At 53.1% G+C, this 15,611-nt stretch carries 12 protein-coding genes and 1 tRNA gene; 3 read left to right on the forward strand and 10 right to left on the reverse strand.

Features of this window, described 5'->3' with window-relative positions:
• Positions 1-18 precede the first annotated feature (18 nt).
• Positions 19-1,188: an IS4 family transposase gene (locus tag GALF_RS13095; RefSeq protein WP_013292311.1), complete on the forward strand. Its 1,170-nt coding sequence runs from the start codon at positions 19-21 to the stop codon at positions 1,186-1,188.
• On the opposite strand, the gene GALF_RS13100 is transcribed toward GALF_RS13095, so the two are convergent.
• From GALF_RS13100 to GALF_RS13145, 10 genes are all read right to left on the reverse strand, one after another.
• Positions 1,174-3,018 (reverse strand): solute symporter family protein, encoded by a 1,845-nt coding sequence (locus GALF_RS13100; protein ID WP_083777153.1) that lies wholly within the window; start codon positions 3,016-3,018, stop codon positions 1,174-1,176. The two genes, GALF_RS13095 and GALF_RS13100, sit on opposite strands and share 15 nt — an antisense overlap.
• A gap of 2 nt (positions 3,019-3,020) precedes the next feature.
• Positions 3,021-3,371 (reverse strand): DUF485 domain-containing protein, encoded by a 351-nt coding sequence (locus tag GALF_RS13105; protein ID WP_223293707.1) that lies wholly within the window; start codon positions 3,369-3,371, stop codon positions 3,021-3,023.
• 239 nt (positions 3,372-3,610) lie between these two features.
• Entirely contained in the window at positions 3,611-4,315 is a 705-nt protein-coding gene (locus GALF_RS13110; RefSeq protein ID WP_013294546.1) for a 3'-5' exonuclease, read from the reverse strand.
• Complete coding sequence (locus GALF_RS13115) at positions 4,312-6,207, reverse strand: DUF294 nucleotidyltransferase-like domain-containing protein (protein WP_013294547.1); 1,896 nt, start codon at positions 6,205-6,207, stop codon at positions 4,312-4,314. Before GALF_RS13115 ends, GALF_RS13110 begins: the two co-directional genes overlap by 4 nt.
• Positions 6,208-6,274: 67 nt before the next feature.
• A complete protein-coding gene (locus tag GALF_RS13120; RefSeq protein ID WP_041938095.1) occupies positions 6,275-7,003 on the reverse strand; it encodes an SGNH/GDSL hydrolase family protein in 729 nt (242 codons plus the stop codon).
• 95 nt (positions 7,004-7,098) lie between these two features.
• Entirely contained in the window at positions 7,099-8,745 is a 1,647-nt protein-coding gene (locus GALF_RS13125) for a peptide chain release factor 3 (RefSeq protein WP_050752553.1), read from the reverse strand.
• Positions 8,746-9,072: 327 nt separating this feature from the next.
• Positions 9,073-9,148 (reverse strand) — tRNA-Phe (locus tag GALF_RS13130).
• Between the two features lie 144 nt (positions 9,149-9,292).
• The gene (gene groL / locus GALF_RS13135) at positions 9,293-10,930 is read right to left on the reverse strand and encodes a chaperonin GroEL (protein WP_013294550.1); all 1,638 of its coding nucleotides are present in this window, start codon (positions 10,928-10,930) and stop codon (positions 9,293-9,295) included.
• Positions 10,931-11,020: 90 nt separating this feature from the next.
• Entirely contained in the window at positions 11,021-11,311 is a 291-nt protein-coding gene (gene groES / locus GALF_RS13140; RefSeq protein WP_013294551.1) for a co-chaperone GroES, read from the reverse strand.
• Positions 11,312-11,424: 113 nt separating this feature from the next.
• On the reverse strand, positions 11,425-12,675 hold the full coding sequence (locus GALF_RS13145) for a nitronate monooxygenase (protein WP_013294552.1): 1,251 nt from the start codon (positions 12,673-12,675) through the stop codon (positions 11,425-11,427).
• Between the two features lie 231 nt (positions 12,676-12,906).
• On the opposite strand from GALF_RS13145, the gene bioA reads away from it, so the two are divergent.
• Positions 12,907-14,229, forward strand: coding sequence for an adenosylmethionine--8-amino-7-oxononanoate transaminase (gene bioA / locus GALF_RS13150; RefSeq protein ID WP_013294553.1), 1,323 nt, complete (start codon positions 12,907-12,909; stop codon positions 14,227-14,229).
• The gene (dacB, locus tag GALF_RS13155) at positions 14,226-15,605 is read left to right on the forward strand and encodes a D-alanyl-D-alanine carboxypeptidase/D-alanyl-D-alanine endopeptidase (protein WP_013294554.1); all 1,380 of its coding nucleotides are present in this window, start codon (positions 14,226-14,228) and stop codon (positions 15,603-15,605) included. The genes bioA and dacB overlap by 4 nt, the downstream gene beginning before the upstream one ends.
• The last annotated feature ends 6 nt before the right edge of the window (positions 15,606-15,611 follow it).

Genomic DNA, 15,611 nt, shown 5'->3' on the forward strand with positions numbered 1-15,611 from the left:
GGCAGACGGAGCGGCAGCATGAATCGGGGCAAAACAGTTTTCGCACAATTGCTGGACTTCGTGCCGTTCAATCATTTCGAATATCTGACCGAGCGCTTTGCCGCCAACCACGGGATCAAGCATTTCTCCGCATGGAGCCAATTCATCTGCATGGCCTATGCACAACTGACCCGGCGCGATGGCTTGCGTGATTTGGTTGCCTGTCTCAATTCTCAGAAGAGCAAGCTTTACCATATCGGTATCCGCAGCAAAGTATCCCGTTCCACACTGGCCGATGCCAACGAACGGCGCGACTGGCGGCTGTTCGAGGCACTCGGCCATCGTTTGATCTCCATAGCGCTCGAACTGTACCGGGACGAGGACATCGGCCTGGGACTCAAAGAACCGCTCTACGCCATGGACTCGACCACCATCGATCTGTGCCTGACGCTGTTCCCCTGGGCGGAATTTCGTTCAACCAAGGCCGCCGTCAAAGCGCACACCATCATTGATCTGCGCGGTTCAATCCCTGTGTTTCTGTCCATTACCACCGGCAAGGTTCACGATGTCAATCTGCTCGACGTGATCCCATTCCCCGCTGGCACCATCGTCGTCATTGATCGGGGCTACCTGCACTTCGCCAGATTGTATGCGCTACACCAGCGCCAAGTTACCTTTGTCATCCGCGCAAAGAACAATCTCCGCTTTACCTGGATTGCGTCGCGCGAAGTGGACAAAGCCACTGGATTACGCTGCGATCAAACCATACTGCTGGCGACACCCAAATCAAAAACCGCTTACCCGGAACGCCTGCGCCGGGTTTCTTTCCGCGACCCGGAAACCGGCAAGCATTTGGTGTTCCTGACCAATCGCTTCGATTTGCCCGCGCTGACCATCGCCAATATCTACAAAAATCGCTGGCAAATCGAACTGTTCTTCAAGTGGCTCAAGCAAAACCTTGCCATCAAACATTTCTATGGCAATTCCCTCAATGCCGTCAAATCCCAAATCTGGATCGCAATATGCGTTTACCTGCTGGTCAGCATTGCCAAAAAACAGCTCAATCTTCCTGCCTCCCAGCAGATTTTACTGAATCTTTTTGAGGTCAATATGTTCGATAAAACCCCAATAAATCAAATGGTTGCAAATGCGATACAGAATCTTGACGAACCGGACATCAGTAAACAATTGAATCTATTCGATTTTTAACCGGACAGTAGTGACCTTAGCCAAATCGTCCTCTGCCTTCTTGAGCGCAACCGGATCCGCTGCAAGTGCGACCAATGATGCTTCCAGTGCCGGCACTTTTTCGTTCAGCATAGCCAGTTTTTCGGCTGCCGGCAGTTTGGCGGGCTTCTCAGGAGAGGCAGGTTTGGCCGCGGCTGACGTAACACAACCCTCCAGCGCAAACAGTTCGCACATAAAGCTTGATGCCACAACAGCCGGCTTCGCTTCTTTCGCAGCCTGCATTGGTTCGCCTTCAATAACCTTCTTAGCCGATGCAATCACAGCCTTAGGATAAGTCATGTTAGGAGAAACCATCACCAGACCAATCGCTGTCAGAGAGCCCACCAACATACCGAGGATAATGCCAGTGGTGTTGCACTTCTTCCAGTACAGCGTCAGGAACACGGCAGGCAAGTTCGATGAGGCCGCAACTGCGAACGCTAGCGCGACCAGATGAGCCACGTTCTGACCCTTGGCCAGAATACCTACGGTAATCGCGATCACACCCACCAGCACTGACGAGACACGTGCCGCCACAACCTGTTCTTTAGGTGTCGCTTTTTCGCCACGGATCACGCCGACATAAATGTCATGCGCCATCGCAGAAGCAGCAGCCAGAACCAAACCTGCAACCACCGCAACAATCGTTGCAAAGGCAACGGCAGCTACGAAAGCTAGGAAGAAGTTACCCAGCATCGAGTTTTCACCACCGCCCAGATATTGCGCAAGCAAAGGACCTGCCATATTGCCGCCCGCATCAACAGACGCGATCTTGGCAGAACCAACCAGCATCGCAGCACCGGTACCCAAGAACAGGGTCAGCACGTAGAAACCGCCGATAATACCCATCGCCCAGATAACCGAAGTACGCGCAGCTTGTGCCGTAGGAACGGTGAAGAAACGCATCAAAATATGCGGCATACCAGCGGTACCCAGCACCAGCGCCAACCCTAACGAAATCTGATCGATCGGGTTTTTCAGGAACAGGCCCGGTTCTAAGAAACGCTGACCGAGTTCTTCTTTGCTCATACCGGCAGCCGAATCGCCCAACAGCTTAGCGACTTGTGCGACCACTTTTTCATCGCCAACCACCGCTTGCAGGTAAGCCGGCAGGCTGAAGCCATAAGGCGACCATACCAGGAATACCAGGATCAAAGACGCAATCACCAGCAATACGGCCTTAGTGATCTGAACCCATGTGGTTGCCTTCATACCGCCGAAAACAACGTAAGCCAGCATCAAAATACCGACGCCGATCACAGAGATTTCATAGTCAATACCGATCAGAGTCTTGATCAGCACACCGCCACCGACCATTTGCGCGGTCAGGTAGAAAGTAGATACGGTGATGGTGGACAGCGCAGCAACCGTCTTAGTCTTCTTAGGGTCGTTACGGAAGGCCAGAATATCGCCCATGGTGTATTTGCCGATATTACGGCAAGGTTCGGCGATCACCAGCAAAACGGTGATGTACGCAACCAGCCAGCCCACCGAGTACATAAAGCCATCGTAGCCGTACAATGAAATCAGACCGGCAATACCCAGGAAAGACGCGGCAGACAGGTAGTCACCTGCAATCGCCCAGCCGTTTTGGATACCGGACACCGAACGGCCCGCAGCATAAAACTCGGACGTGGTGTGTGTAGAACGCGCAGCCCAGAAGGTGATGGCCATCGTGATAGCGATAATCACGCCGAACACCGCAAAGGTCATCCACTTAAATTCATCGGCAACCGCGCCCGTGCCCGCGAAGGCCGCACCGCTGCAGCACAAGGCGGCAACGGATACAGCCAATTGATTTAGCCTCGTCATGCTTATGCTCCCTGTGTTTCGTTAATGATTTCTTGCGCCATCGCGTCGAATTCGGCATTGGCCTTCTTCGAATACATAAATGCGATCACCCAGGCCACGACGAATTCGGACAGTGCAAACAGCAAGCCGAAATTGACCACGCCCCAAACCTTAGTTTTGAACAAATCCTGGAAATATGCGGCGCCAATAGGCAACATAAAGTAATAAATAATGGAAAAAATCATCAAGCCCCATAAGAAAAACGTTTTCTTACGATGCAATGCCTGAAATTTTGGGTTGGCATCAATGGCCGCCCAATTAATAGTTGGATTTGACATACTTCCTCCCTGAAGACAATCGACAAGCCAGAACATGTACATTCTGACCCACTCTTAAAAACAGGTGCGAGATTACGTTAAGGCGCGAGGTAATGCAATGCTTGCCGACTGTTTTTCTCAACCTCTATTGTCAACATCTTTGACGATAGGGTTATGAGCTGCATCACGCGCAACCTGAACCATTAGCGAATTAACGATGTTTTATTGAGAAAATTGCGCCGTTTCAACCTTAAGCTCGCACTCGGATTGTCGACAATCCGGCCGGTCAGATGGCGTCACCCGACTTCGCTCACCCAGCGTTGCGCCTTTTCCAGATCACGCAGCGCAGCAAAATCGGCAATATTCCGGCCCGATGCCTGTGAAGCGCCGACCTGAAACAATTGCGCGGTGACCAGCGCGTCCGCCAGCGCATTGTGACGCGCGTCGTTGCGTATATCAAAGTGAGCTATCCAGTCATCCAGTGAACGAAAACGCGCAGCTAACTCAGGATTGAGTGCGGGCATCACATAGGCCATATCGGACCAGGGTTGCTTGAAGGAAAACCCCAGATACTTGCTGATCGCACGCACTATCATGGTCTGATCGAACGTGACATGAAACGCGATCAGCGGATCCTTTTGCAAGAATGCCAGAAAGGCCAGCAACGCATCGGCCGCCGGCACCCCTTCAGCCTGCGCAGCACCACCAATCCCGTGCAGCAAGATATTTTCCTTTTCGCTGACGATTTCCTGCTGTAATACGATATAAAAACTATCCCCCAACTCAATTTTTCCGTTGACCACGGCGACCGCGCCGATGGAAATCAGCCGATCTTCCCACAAATTCAATCCGCTAGTCTCCACATCGACCACCACACAACGCGTAGCCTTTATTGCCTGATGAGCCGACACGGCAGGTAGCGCGCGCCAGAGCGACAGCCTGCGTTGTTGCTCGTCAGTCAAGTCTGGCCGGCGAAACCAGCGCAACACCGAACTGATCACAGGTGATACTCCAGCGCCAGCCTCGCCTGCAGCTTGCGCGCCTGACGAAAGGCTTCCTTGAGGATGCGCCGGTCCAGTTCGTGCAGCGCCTCGGGATCGATCAGGTTGTTCAGCGCCTCATCGCTCAACCCCTGCTCCTGCCCCTCATCGTGGTGACGCATGCGCAATACCTGAATAAACAAAAACGCATCGATCCACGCCTCGACTTCGGCAGGATGAATTTTCAGTTTGGCGGCGCTAACGCGCAGGCGCTGGATGGTACTGGTCTGCGTGACACCTGCCGCAAGGCTGAAGATACGCGCTGCATCCACAAACGGTGTAATGCCGTTGAGCTTCAAATCCAGCGTATGCTCTTTACCGACTACAAAATCACGCACCACGCCCAAAGGCGGACGTATACTCATCGCATTTTGTGCCATCTGGTGCAAAAAACGGCTATTTTCAGTGGCCACTCTGACTAGCCAAAGGCGCAGCTCTTCGGCTAGCGCCCCCGTCCCGAACACGGCTCGAAAATCAAAAAAGATAGAGGCGTGCAACAGAGCCACCGGCGTGCCGTTACTGATCCAGTTAGAAAAGGTGCGCTTCCACTCCTCCAGCGACAAACACCATTGCGGATTCGACGCCATCACATTGCCACGGCACAACGGAAACCCGCACAAGGCCAGCGTTTCATTGATGCGGCGCGCGACCGGCAACATTACTTCGCGCACCCCGTCAGCGGTCATCCCGTCGGGCACCCTAAAAATCAGTGCGTTATCCTGATCCGTGCTGAGCGTCTGCTCAAAACGGCCTTCAGAACCCAGCGCGATCCAGCACAGCCGGTCGGACAGTGCCGCAATACCGCTGTCCGCATATTCCAGCTCGACGACACGTGACGTTAACAAATCGTTGAACGTTGAAATAAACTGGGTCAGTTGTTCCGCCGCAACCCCCTGCGCCATCATATTGTGCGCCATGCGTCGAATATCCGCAGCGGACTGCCTGAATTCATCGACCTTATTCGCATGCCGTATCGCAGAACCAATTTGCCGCAGTCCGACGCGCTGCAAGGCAAACAGATCTTTTTCCGACACTAGGCCTACCAGCCGTTCGTTATCCACCACCAGCACATGGCGAAACCCCTGCTTGGCCATGGTCAGCGCAGCCTCATAGGCCAGCGCCTGCGGCGGTAAAAAGGTCAACTGCGTGGTCATAATACCGATCACCGGCTGATCAAGATTGATCTGCGGCAGCGCGATGCGTTCGAGCACATCGGGTAATGTCAGGATGCCTTGCGGCCGCCCCTGATCATCGATTGCAATCATCGAACCGACACGCAATTCATGCATGCGAGCCAGTACTTCGCGCACCGTCGTATCAGGCGCGCAAGTCACGGGCGCACGCCGGATGATGGCAGACAAGGGACTCGTCAGCGATTGCTGCTCAGACGAGGATTGCGTGTATTGCGCCTGAATGACTTGCTTTGAGTGCTCGAGGAGGTTGGCGATGCGCCGCGTACAAAAATCACGGAACGGTGCGCTCATGCCGAGCAATTCGTTAAAATCCGCCAGCGGTAATTCATAGCAAAAAGTGTCTTTGACGGCACGGTAAATACTTGCCACCGGGCGATGCGCGAGCAAGGCGCCCAATGGGAAACATTCGCCTTCTGCCAACTCCAGCCACGTATCGGTGTCGCTGGCATGCGCAACGCTCTGCTCTCCCTGCACCACCCCCTGCTTGATCACCAAAAATCGTTCGACCGCCCCTTGTTCGGGCGAGACGATCACCTCGTTTTGCGCGTAATAGCCAAGCTTTAATCGCTCGGTCATCCATAGCAGGTGCGCCATTTCCATTCGGTCGAACGGCGCATGCGCGGCAAAAAAAGCCAACTGAGAAGTATGAATGGCACTCAAGTGATCACCTCGCTATGACGTATCGGCGCATTATAGACCCGCCGCCTCAAACAAGACTACACACCAACTACTTTGCCGGTTTTCCGGCCTTCAGCAAGGGGCTAAATGCATAATAGGCGGAGAGCGCCCAGTTTTCGGCGATGCGCGCGCCCGACTCCCCCAGTGAATTGAAGTGGATGCCATCGCCGCCAACGGCAGGATATCGGGTGACATTTCGGCTGTCGAACAGCAGGCAATACGCCCCAACGCCGGCGTGCAACGCATCAAAAACCTGCGCCAATCCGGAATCGGTTTGGATACGCGCATGAGGCGGCCCGATCCAGATACACTTGCTGCCGGAATTGACGATGGTCATCGCCATTTCGTGCGAGGTTTTTTCAACCCACTCGGGCGTGTGCCCGTACATATTCGCCCCCAGCTCCACCACCGTATAGGCCGGTTGATACTGCGCGATCAGATTCGCGATCAGCGGCGTTGCCGCCTCCCATCCTCGCTGCTCGTGCCCGTCCAGGTCTCTGAAAAAATATCCACAACTTGTTTTATCGCCCGAGAACCAGTTGTCAGACGAACTGCCGCAAATCGCATAAGTGGCAACGCGAAATCCTTTGACGCTACGCAGCACGGCGTCTTGCTGCATCCCGAAACTGCCGGTCGAATGGGAATCACCGATAAAAAGAATTACCGGCGGCACATCGGACGCATTGCTGCCTCCCGCGCATGCCGTCTCCACAGACACCGCAAAAAAGCTCAACAACAGCGCGGCCTGCAACAATTTTAATCCGGAAAAATATTTCAACACGACATTCCAACCGCTCTGGCTATTAACGAGGCAGACCCATTTAAAAACGGGCCTACCGGACACTTGCCAATCAATACACGCGAGGGTTGCAATTAGCTCAGTTGCTGCCCGTGCTCGCGCGTTGCGAAGAATTGCACTTTCGGCCAGCGCTCTTGCGCCAGACGCAAGTTCACGCCGCTGTCGGCAAGATAGGCGTAGTTGCCGTCCACATCCTTTGCCAGACGACTTTGATTCGCTTTGACGAATTCGGCCAGATGGCTGGCATCCGTACAAGTCACCCAGCGTGCCGTTTGAATGCCTGCACGCTCGAACACGGCATCAACGCCATACTCCGCCTTCAGCCGGTGTTCAACCACTTCGAACTGCAACTGACCGACTGCACCGATGAGCGGATTGCTGGTGTCGATCAAAGGCTCAAACACCTGAACCGCACCTTCTTCACCCAGTTGACGCAAACCCTTTTGCAACTGCTTGGCCTTCATCGGATCGCGCAGACGCGCGCGACTGAACAACTCAGGCGCAAAATAAGGAATCCCCTTGAAGGTTAATGCTTCGCCTTCGGTGAGCACATCGCCGATCTGTAACTGGCCATGGTTATGCACACCGATAATATCGCCCGCATAAGCCTCATCCATGCGCGTACGTTCATTCGCCATGAAGGTCACCGCATTGGCCAGTTTCATGTCCTTGCCGGTGCGACGATGCTTGACCTTCATCCCAGACGAATATCTACCCGAACATACGCGCATAAAAGCAATACGATCGCGGTGATTCGGATCCATATTCGCTTGAATCTTGAATACAAAACCTGTGAAAGCAGGCTCAGTCGGCAATACCAGCCGCACATCAGTCGCACGCGGCAAAGGCGGCGGCGCCCAGTCTACCAGCGCGCGCAGGATTTCACGCACACCAAAATTATTGACCCCTGAACCGAAAAACACCGGTGATTGCTGACCGCGCAAAAACTCGTCGAGATCAAAAGACGCGCCCGCACCCATCACCAGCTCGGTCTCATCGCGCATCGTCTGCATCTCGGACGGACACTGTTTCGCAAGCTGATCGATCTCGCCGCCTTGCAATGTCTCAACGTCTTGACCTGCCTTCGCTTCACCGGGCACAAAGCGCAACACCTGATCATTGAGCAGGTGATACACCCCTTGGAATCGCTTACCCATGCCGATAGGCCAGGTCACCGGCGCACATTTAATTTTAAGGACGGATTCGATCTCGTCCAGCACTTCCAGCGGCTCGCGCACTTCCCGATCCATCTTGTTGATGAAGGTAATAATAGGCGTGTTGCGTAAACGACAAACTTCCAGCAACTTGATCGTCTGCTCCTCGACACCCTTGGCCGCATCGACCACCATCACAGCGGCATCCACAGCCGTCAGTACGCGATAGGTATCTTCCGAGAAGTCCTGGTGACCCGGCGTATCGAGCAGATTGATCACGCAATCATCAAAAGTAAATTGCATCACCGAACTGGCGACCGAAATGCCGCGCTGCTTCTCGATTTCCAGCCAGTCAGAGGTGGCATGTCGACCACTTTTACGCGCCTTCACTGTACCTGCCATCTGAATCGCGCCACCGAACAACAACAATTTTTCGGTCAGCGTCGTTTTACCCGCATCCGGGTGCGAGATAATCGCAAAAGTGCGGCGGCGTTTAACCTCGCGCACGATGCCCTCAGCACCCGCAGTCGCGTCGCTGGTACGGATTTCTTCAGAGGTTTGAATCATATTTTTATACCAGAATGCAAAAAGGCTCACCAAAATTTGGCAAGCCTTGAATTCAATAAATCAAGCCGGAAGACGGCTAACCGCCAGCATTATACAGTGAAAACACAGTGAAATCCTTGACACCAAGGATGAATCCAACCTTGCGGCATTACTTCCACCTAGGCGTCAGCAATTCATCCGGCACCCCAGCAATGCGATTACCTTCATTATCCACGAGCCCATCTTGCCACCCAACTGATCCAGCCAGACGCAAGGATTGCTAAATCAGAATGCCTCGCACAAAATAAAAAACCAGAACGGTTAAGTTCTGGTTTTTTAAAAATTCATTGGTGGCCCGAGGCGGAATCGAACCACCGACACAAGGATTTTCAATCCTCTGCTCTACCGACTGAGCTATCAGGCCATCTTAAACATTTCGCAGGACTATTAATGCTCTAACGCCCTTGCGAGGTGCGCATTATACCGACTTTATCCAAAACCGCAACACAAATGACAAACCCCGCATGAGCGGGGTTTGTCTGATCAGCTAAATGCGCGCTGAATCAAATTACATCATGCCGCCCATACCCCCCATGTCGCCGCCACCCATACCTGCAGCTGGCTTGTCTTCAGGCAATTCAGCAACCATACAGGCTGTTGTCAGCATCAGACCAGCGATAGAAGCTGCATTTTGCAATGCAACGCGGGTCACCTTGGTAGGATCAACCACGCCCATCGCTAACATGTCGCCATATTCGCTGGTAGCCGCGTTGTAACCGTAGCTGCCAGAGCCTTCGGATACTTTGTTGACCACAACAGATGGCTCGTCACCGGCATTTTGCACGATGGCGCGCAGAGGCGCTTCCATGGCACGCAATACGATGGTGATACCCGCATCTTGATCGTGGTTGTCGCCCTTCAGGCCAGAGACTGCAACTTTGGCGCGCAACAGCGCTACGCCACCGCCAGGTACAATGCCTTCTTCAACCGCAGCACGCGTTGCGTGCAATGCATCTTCAACACGCGCCTTCTTTTCCTTCATTTCGACTTCAGTTGCAGCGCCAACCTTGATCACTGCAACACCGCCTGCCAACTTGGCTTTACGCTCTTGCAGCTTTTCTTTGTCGTAATCGCTGGTTGACTCTTCGGCTTGCTTGTTGATTTGGCCGATGCGTGACTTGATTGCTTCTTCCTTGCCTGCGCCGTCAATAATGATGCTGTTGTCTTTGCCCACTTCGATACGCTTGGCTTGACCCAGATCTTCCAGCGTTGCCTTTTCAAGTGTCAGGCCGACTTCTTCAGCGATCACCGTACCGCCTGTCAAAATCGCGATATCTTCGAGCATCGCCTTGCGACGATCGCCGAAACCAGGCGCCTTAACAGCAACCGTCTTCAGGATACCGCGAATGTTGTTTACAACCAGTGTTGCCAGCGCTTCGCCGTCAACATCTTCAGCGATGATCAGCAATGGACGACCTGCCTTAGCGACTTGTTCCAGCACCGGGAGCAAATCACGGATGTTGGAAATCTTCTTGTCATGCAACAAGATGTACGGATTTTCCATCAATGCCAGTTGACGATCTTGATTGTTGATGAAGTAAGGCGACAGATAGCCGCGGTCAAACTGCATACCTTCAACGATGTCCAGCTCATCTTCCAGACCGGTACCATCTTCAATGGTAATCACGCCTTCTTTGCCTACTTTTTCCATCGCAGCAGCGATTTTTTCGCCGATAACGGTATCAGAATTTGCAGAGATGCTACCAACCTGTGCAATTTCCTTGCTGGTCGTACATGGCTTGGAGAGCTTTTTCAGTTCAGCAACCGCAGCGATAACCGCCTGATCGATACCGCGCTTGAGATCCATCGGATTCATGCCGGCAGCAACAAACTTCATACCTTCCATAACGATCGATTGTGCCAGGACAGTTGCAGTTGTCGTACCGTCACCCGCCACATCAGAAGTCTTAGATGCGACTTCCTTGACCATTTGCGCGCCCATATTTTCGAACTTGTCCTTCAGTTCGATTTCTTTAGCGACAGATACACCATCCTTAGTGATGGTAGGTGAACCGTATGAGCGGTCCAGAACGACATTACGACCTTTTGGGCCCAACGTGACTTTAACCGCATCAGCCAGAATATTTACGCCAACTACCATCTTGCTGCGTGCTGCATCGTGGAACTTTACGTCTTTAGCTGCCATTTTTTATGCTCCTGAATTGTTTGAAACCGCTATTCCGGCAAAGCCCCGGAACACGGCTATAAAAAATTATTCTCGCTGAAAATAACGAAATTAGGCTTCTACGATGCCGATGATGTCATCTTCGCGCATGGTCAGGTATTCCTGACCGTCCATCTTGAACGTCTGACCGGAATACTTACCGAACAACACTTTGTCGCCCACCTTAACGCTCATAGACTGCAATTTGCCGTCGTTATTCACCTTGCCATTGCCGACAGCGACAACTTCACCTGTATCAGGCTTTTCGACTGCTGTGCTTGCCAGCACGATACCGGACGCAGTCTTGACATCTTCTTCCATACGCTTGACGATCACACGGTCGCTCAAAGGACGAATCTTCATATTTATATCTCCTGAATCAGTTTGGTTGAATTAAATGCAGAGGCGAAACCGCTCCGCCCGCAAGCGCTAACAATGGGGATAGCGACTTGCAATTTCAAGGGCGGAGGTGAAATTTATTTTTTAGCAGGCAAAGCGATCTTGTTATCTTTGCTGAACTGATAATCCAAAAAGATATGTTCCGCTGTCAGCAATTGATACGAACCATCTTCGTTGCGGTGCGAGGTATCCTTCAGGCGATAGGCGTAATGCCCGCAAGTCCACAGATCGTAGTTACGCATATGCGTACACAGACAGGTTTTATCCGGAACGGAAAATTTCTTCGCATCCGGGTTTTCTGCGACCACGCGATTATAAGCATCGATATAGCCGCAACGACCATTGCCGTCGAGCACATAGCCGAATGCCTCGCAGTTAGGGCGTATACCTGAACCGATCGCAGGACACCCCTTGATCATGCGCATCGGATAGCCTGTCGGTGACAGGGTATTGACCTCGATATCTTCTTCGCTGGCTTTGAAATATTCCTGCTGTATTTTTTTCGGGATGCCGCACTCTTCGGCCACGGTAAAACGCGTCGCAACCTGCACGGCGGAAGAACCTGTTTCCAGATAACTCACGGCATCGCTGCCGGTAAAGATACCGCCGGCCGGAATCACAGGAATATCCAATTGCTCATTTTTCAAAAATTGAATGACTTCGGCAGTGATCGTACGCAGATCATACTGCGCCCAATCCATACCGAATCCCAAGTGACCACCTGCCAGCGGACCTTCCACCACGATGTAATCGGGCAGGCGGTTTGTTTTGACATTTTTGCGCAAAAACAACTGCAGCGCGCGCACGGAAGAGACGATGATGCCCAGCTTCGCATCGTGGAAGCGAGGGTGATCCTGCATCATAGCAAAGGAACCCAAGTGCAACCCCGCTGCCAGTGTGATGCCGTCAATTCCTTCGTCCAGCGCGGTCAGCATACGCGTGCGCAAGGTTTCGCGCGGTGCATTCATGGTGAGCTTTTCCATGCAGTTAATGAACACCATGCCGTCGCCGCGCTTGGCATCCATCGTACTGCGCACGTGCAGACGAGAAGCTTCGGCCACCTGCTCGAGATCGAATTTTACGATCGTCTTGTCCGTTTCCAGAATATTCAGCTTATACTGTTTCTGCTTCTCGCTGACGAATTTGGTCTTATATCGCTTGTCTGTCACCGTTGGCAGCATGGCATCGGAAATATGCCCAATCCCACCCAAACGCGCGGCTTCCAGCGCCAATTCAGCGGTGGAAATATCCACCCCCATACCGCCGATCATAATCGGCACTAATTCGCGCTTCCCGAAGCGCAGGCGGAAATCATCTACACATTTCATTGCTGCCATCCTCCAACTGTCACTCTGGATTTAAAAATCAGAGCGTTATAAATAGTTATATTTAGGTACATATAAGGGCGCAAGCATGCCACAAATAGAGCAATACTCAAAGTATTGCCAGTATGAATTGTAAGATTTAACGACAAAAATCCCTTGTTTAATCATAATATGCTCAGCTCAACACACATTTTAGTCCAGCGCTACGAATAAAAAATTCGCTACTATCCACTCATGAAAATCCAAACCAATAAGGATCTGATCAGTCGCTCGCTATCTGCAGTCTGGCATCCCTGCTCACAGATGAAGCAATACGAATCGTTTCCGCTAGTGCCGATTGCGCGCGGCAGCGGGGCGTGGCTTTATGATTTCGATGGCAATAAGTATCTGGATGCCGTCAGTTCATGGTGGGTAAATTTGTTTGGTCACAGCAATCCCAGCATTAATGCCGCATTGCGCGACCAACTGGAAAAGCTGGAGCACGTCATGCTGGCCGGTTTTACCCACGAACCCGTGGTCGAACTCTCAGAACGGCTGCGCGAACTTGCCCCACCAGGCCTGGGACATTGTTTCTACGGCTCGGATGGCGCCTCGGCCACCGAAATCGCCCTCAAAATGAGCGCGCATTACTGGCGAAATACGGGTCAACCGGACAAGAGTCAATTTATCAGCTTGCAAGACAGCTACCACGGTGAAACGCTAGGCGCACTCTCAGTCACGGATGTCGCACTGTTTCGCGACGCCTACGGCGCACTGATCAAACAACAGGCAACCGTGATCAGTCCCGACTGGCGCCATGCAGAAGCCGGCGAATCAAGCGAAGCGTACGCGCTGCGCTGCGCCGGGGCGCTTGAGTCTCATTTGCAACAGCATCATGCACAACTTGCCGCCTTTATCATCGAACCCCTGGTGCAGGGCGCCGCAGGCATGGCCATGTATCACCCGGCTTACCTTAAACGGGCACGCGAACTTTGCGATCAATATGACGTACATCTGATTGCCGATGAAATCGCCGTCGGCATGGGCAGAACCGGGACGATGTTTGCCTGTGAACAGGGCGGCATTTCACCTGATTTTTTGCTGATATCCAAAGGCATCACCGGCGGCTACCTGCCGCTGTCTATTGTCATGACCTCCGATACGATCTATCAGGCGTTCTATGACGACAAGACGTCGCGCGGCTTTCTGCACTCGCACTCCTACACCGGCAACCCGCTGGCCTGCCGCGCGGCCCTCGCCACGCTGGATATTTTTAAACAAAACGAGGTGCTGAGCGAAAACCGTCGCAAGGCAGAATATCTCAACCGCATTGCTGCGCCATTAAAAAACCATCCCAAAGTCAAAAGCTTTCGTAATACCGGCATGATCTGGGCGTTCGAGGTCGAATCACCGCATGCGGATTTTGCACAGCGCTGTTTCAGCCTCGCGCTAAGCCAGGAAATATTGATCCGGCCGATGGGTAAAACTGTATATTTTATGCCCCCTTATGTGATCAGCGAGTCCGAGATAGAAATATTGGTGATGCGCACGCTAACCCTCGTCGAGAGCCTGACTTGAACTATCTTTTTGCCCTGTTGACGCTGTTCGCCGCACTGAATGCCACGGCCACTCATTTGCCGCCTGCCGTGTTGCGGGAACTGAAAAGTGCCGGCATTCCGCTCAGCGCGACAAGTATCACGGTGCGGAAAATCGGCGCACCTAAAGCGGCCATCAGCATCAATGCAGAACAACCGATGAATCCAGCCTCCACCATGAAGCTCCTCACCACCTTTGCCGGGCTGGAACTGCTGGGACCTGCCTATACCTGGAAGACAGAAGCCTATCTGGATGGCAAACTTGAAAACGGCGTACTGCAGGGCGATCTGATTCTCAAGGGCTATGGCGATCCCAAATTCACCATCGAGCAATTCTGGCTTTGGATGGCGGAATTGCGCGCCCGCGGCCTGCGCGAGATACGCGGAAATCTGGTGATCGATCGCAGCTTTTTCGATCTGCCGCAACTCGACTCAGGCGCTTTCGACAACGATCCGGTGCGCGCCTATAACGTAACCCCGGATGCGTTGCTACTGAACTTCAACACGTTGCGTCTGCGCTATATTCCTGAAGGAAATCGCCTGCGCGTGATCATCGAACCGATGCTTGAAGGCGTACGGCTGGACAGCCAGTTAGCCCCGCAGGCTGGCAGTTGCGAGGACTGGGACGACACGATACGCGTACAAGCGAACGATGAGCGGCTGTTGCTACAGGGCGGCTATCCTGCCGAATGCGGCGAGCGCGAGCACAGCCTCAGCGTGCTGTCGCATTCGCGCTATGTGGACGCCGTGTTCCGCGCCGCCTGGCATCAACTGGGCGGCAGCCTGACTGGCCGGCAGCGCGATGGATTATTGAGTAGCAGTGCGCAATTATTTTCGACGCATCGCTCCGAACCTATGAGTCTGGCCATTCGCGACATCAACAAATACAGCAACAACGTGATGGCGAGGCAGCTGTTTCTGACGCTGGGCACGACGACCTCCGCCAGCATTCCCGGAAGCACTGCTGCGATGCGCAGCTGGCTGACAAAAAAGGGACTGAATTTCCCCGAGCTGGTACTGGAAAACGGCGCCGGCCTGTCGCGTGTTGAGCGCATCAGCGCGGAGCACATGGCGCAACTGTTGCAGAGCATAACGGAGAGTCCGTACAGCGCTGAACTAATCGCATCGCTGCCGATTTTAGGCATCGATGGCTCGGTCAAGAAACGCCTTAAAAATAGTCCCGCCGCCAGCCATGCGCATTTAAAAACCGGCACACTGGATGGCGTCAAGACGCTGGCAGGATTTGTACAGGCCCATTCCGGAAAACAGTGGAGCGTGGTATTTTTCATCAACCACCCGAACGCCAAACGCGGCCAGGCGGCACAGGACGCGCTGATTGAGTGGCTGCAGGGGCAGTGAAGCTGG

The sequence above is a fragment of the Gallionella capsiferriformans ES-2 genome (genome assembly GCF_000145255.1).
GTDB classification, from domain to species: Bacteria; Pseudomonadota; Gammaproteobacteria; order Burkholderiales; family Gallionellaceae; genus Gallionella; species Gallionella capsiferriformans.

Coding starts and splice junctions, on each gene's coding strand:
- groES (WP_013294551.1), bottom strand. CDS start 11,311: ATGAAGATTCGTCCTTTGAGCGACCGTGTGATCGTCAAGCGTATGGAA.
- groL (WP_013294550.1), bottom strand. CDS start 10,930: ATGGCAGCTAAAGACGTAAAGTTCCACGATGCAGCACGCAGCAAGATG.
- GALF_RS13145 (WP_013294552.1), bottom strand. CDS start 12,675: ATGAAATGTGTAGATGATTTCCGCCTGCGCTTCGGGAAGCGCGAATTA.
- bioA (WP_013294553.1), top strand. CDS start 12,907: ATGAAAATCCAAACCAATAAGGATCTGATCAGTCGCTCGCTATCTGCA.
- GALF_RS13105 (WP_223293707.1), bottom strand. CDS start 3,371: ATGTTCTGGCTTGTCGATTGTCTTCAGGGAGGAAGTATGTCAAATCCA.
- GALF_RS13095 (WP_013292311.1), top strand. CDS start 19: ATGAATCGGGGCAAAACAGTTTTCGCACAATTGCTGGACTTCGTGCCG.
- GALF_RS13125 (WP_050752553.1), bottom strand. CDS start 8,745: ATGATTCAAACCTCTGAAGAAATCCGTACCAGCGACGCGACTGCGGGT.
- GALF_RS13100 (WP_083777153.1), bottom strand. CDS start 3,018: ATGACGAGGCTAAATCAATTGGCTGTATCCGTTGCCGCCTTGTGCTGC.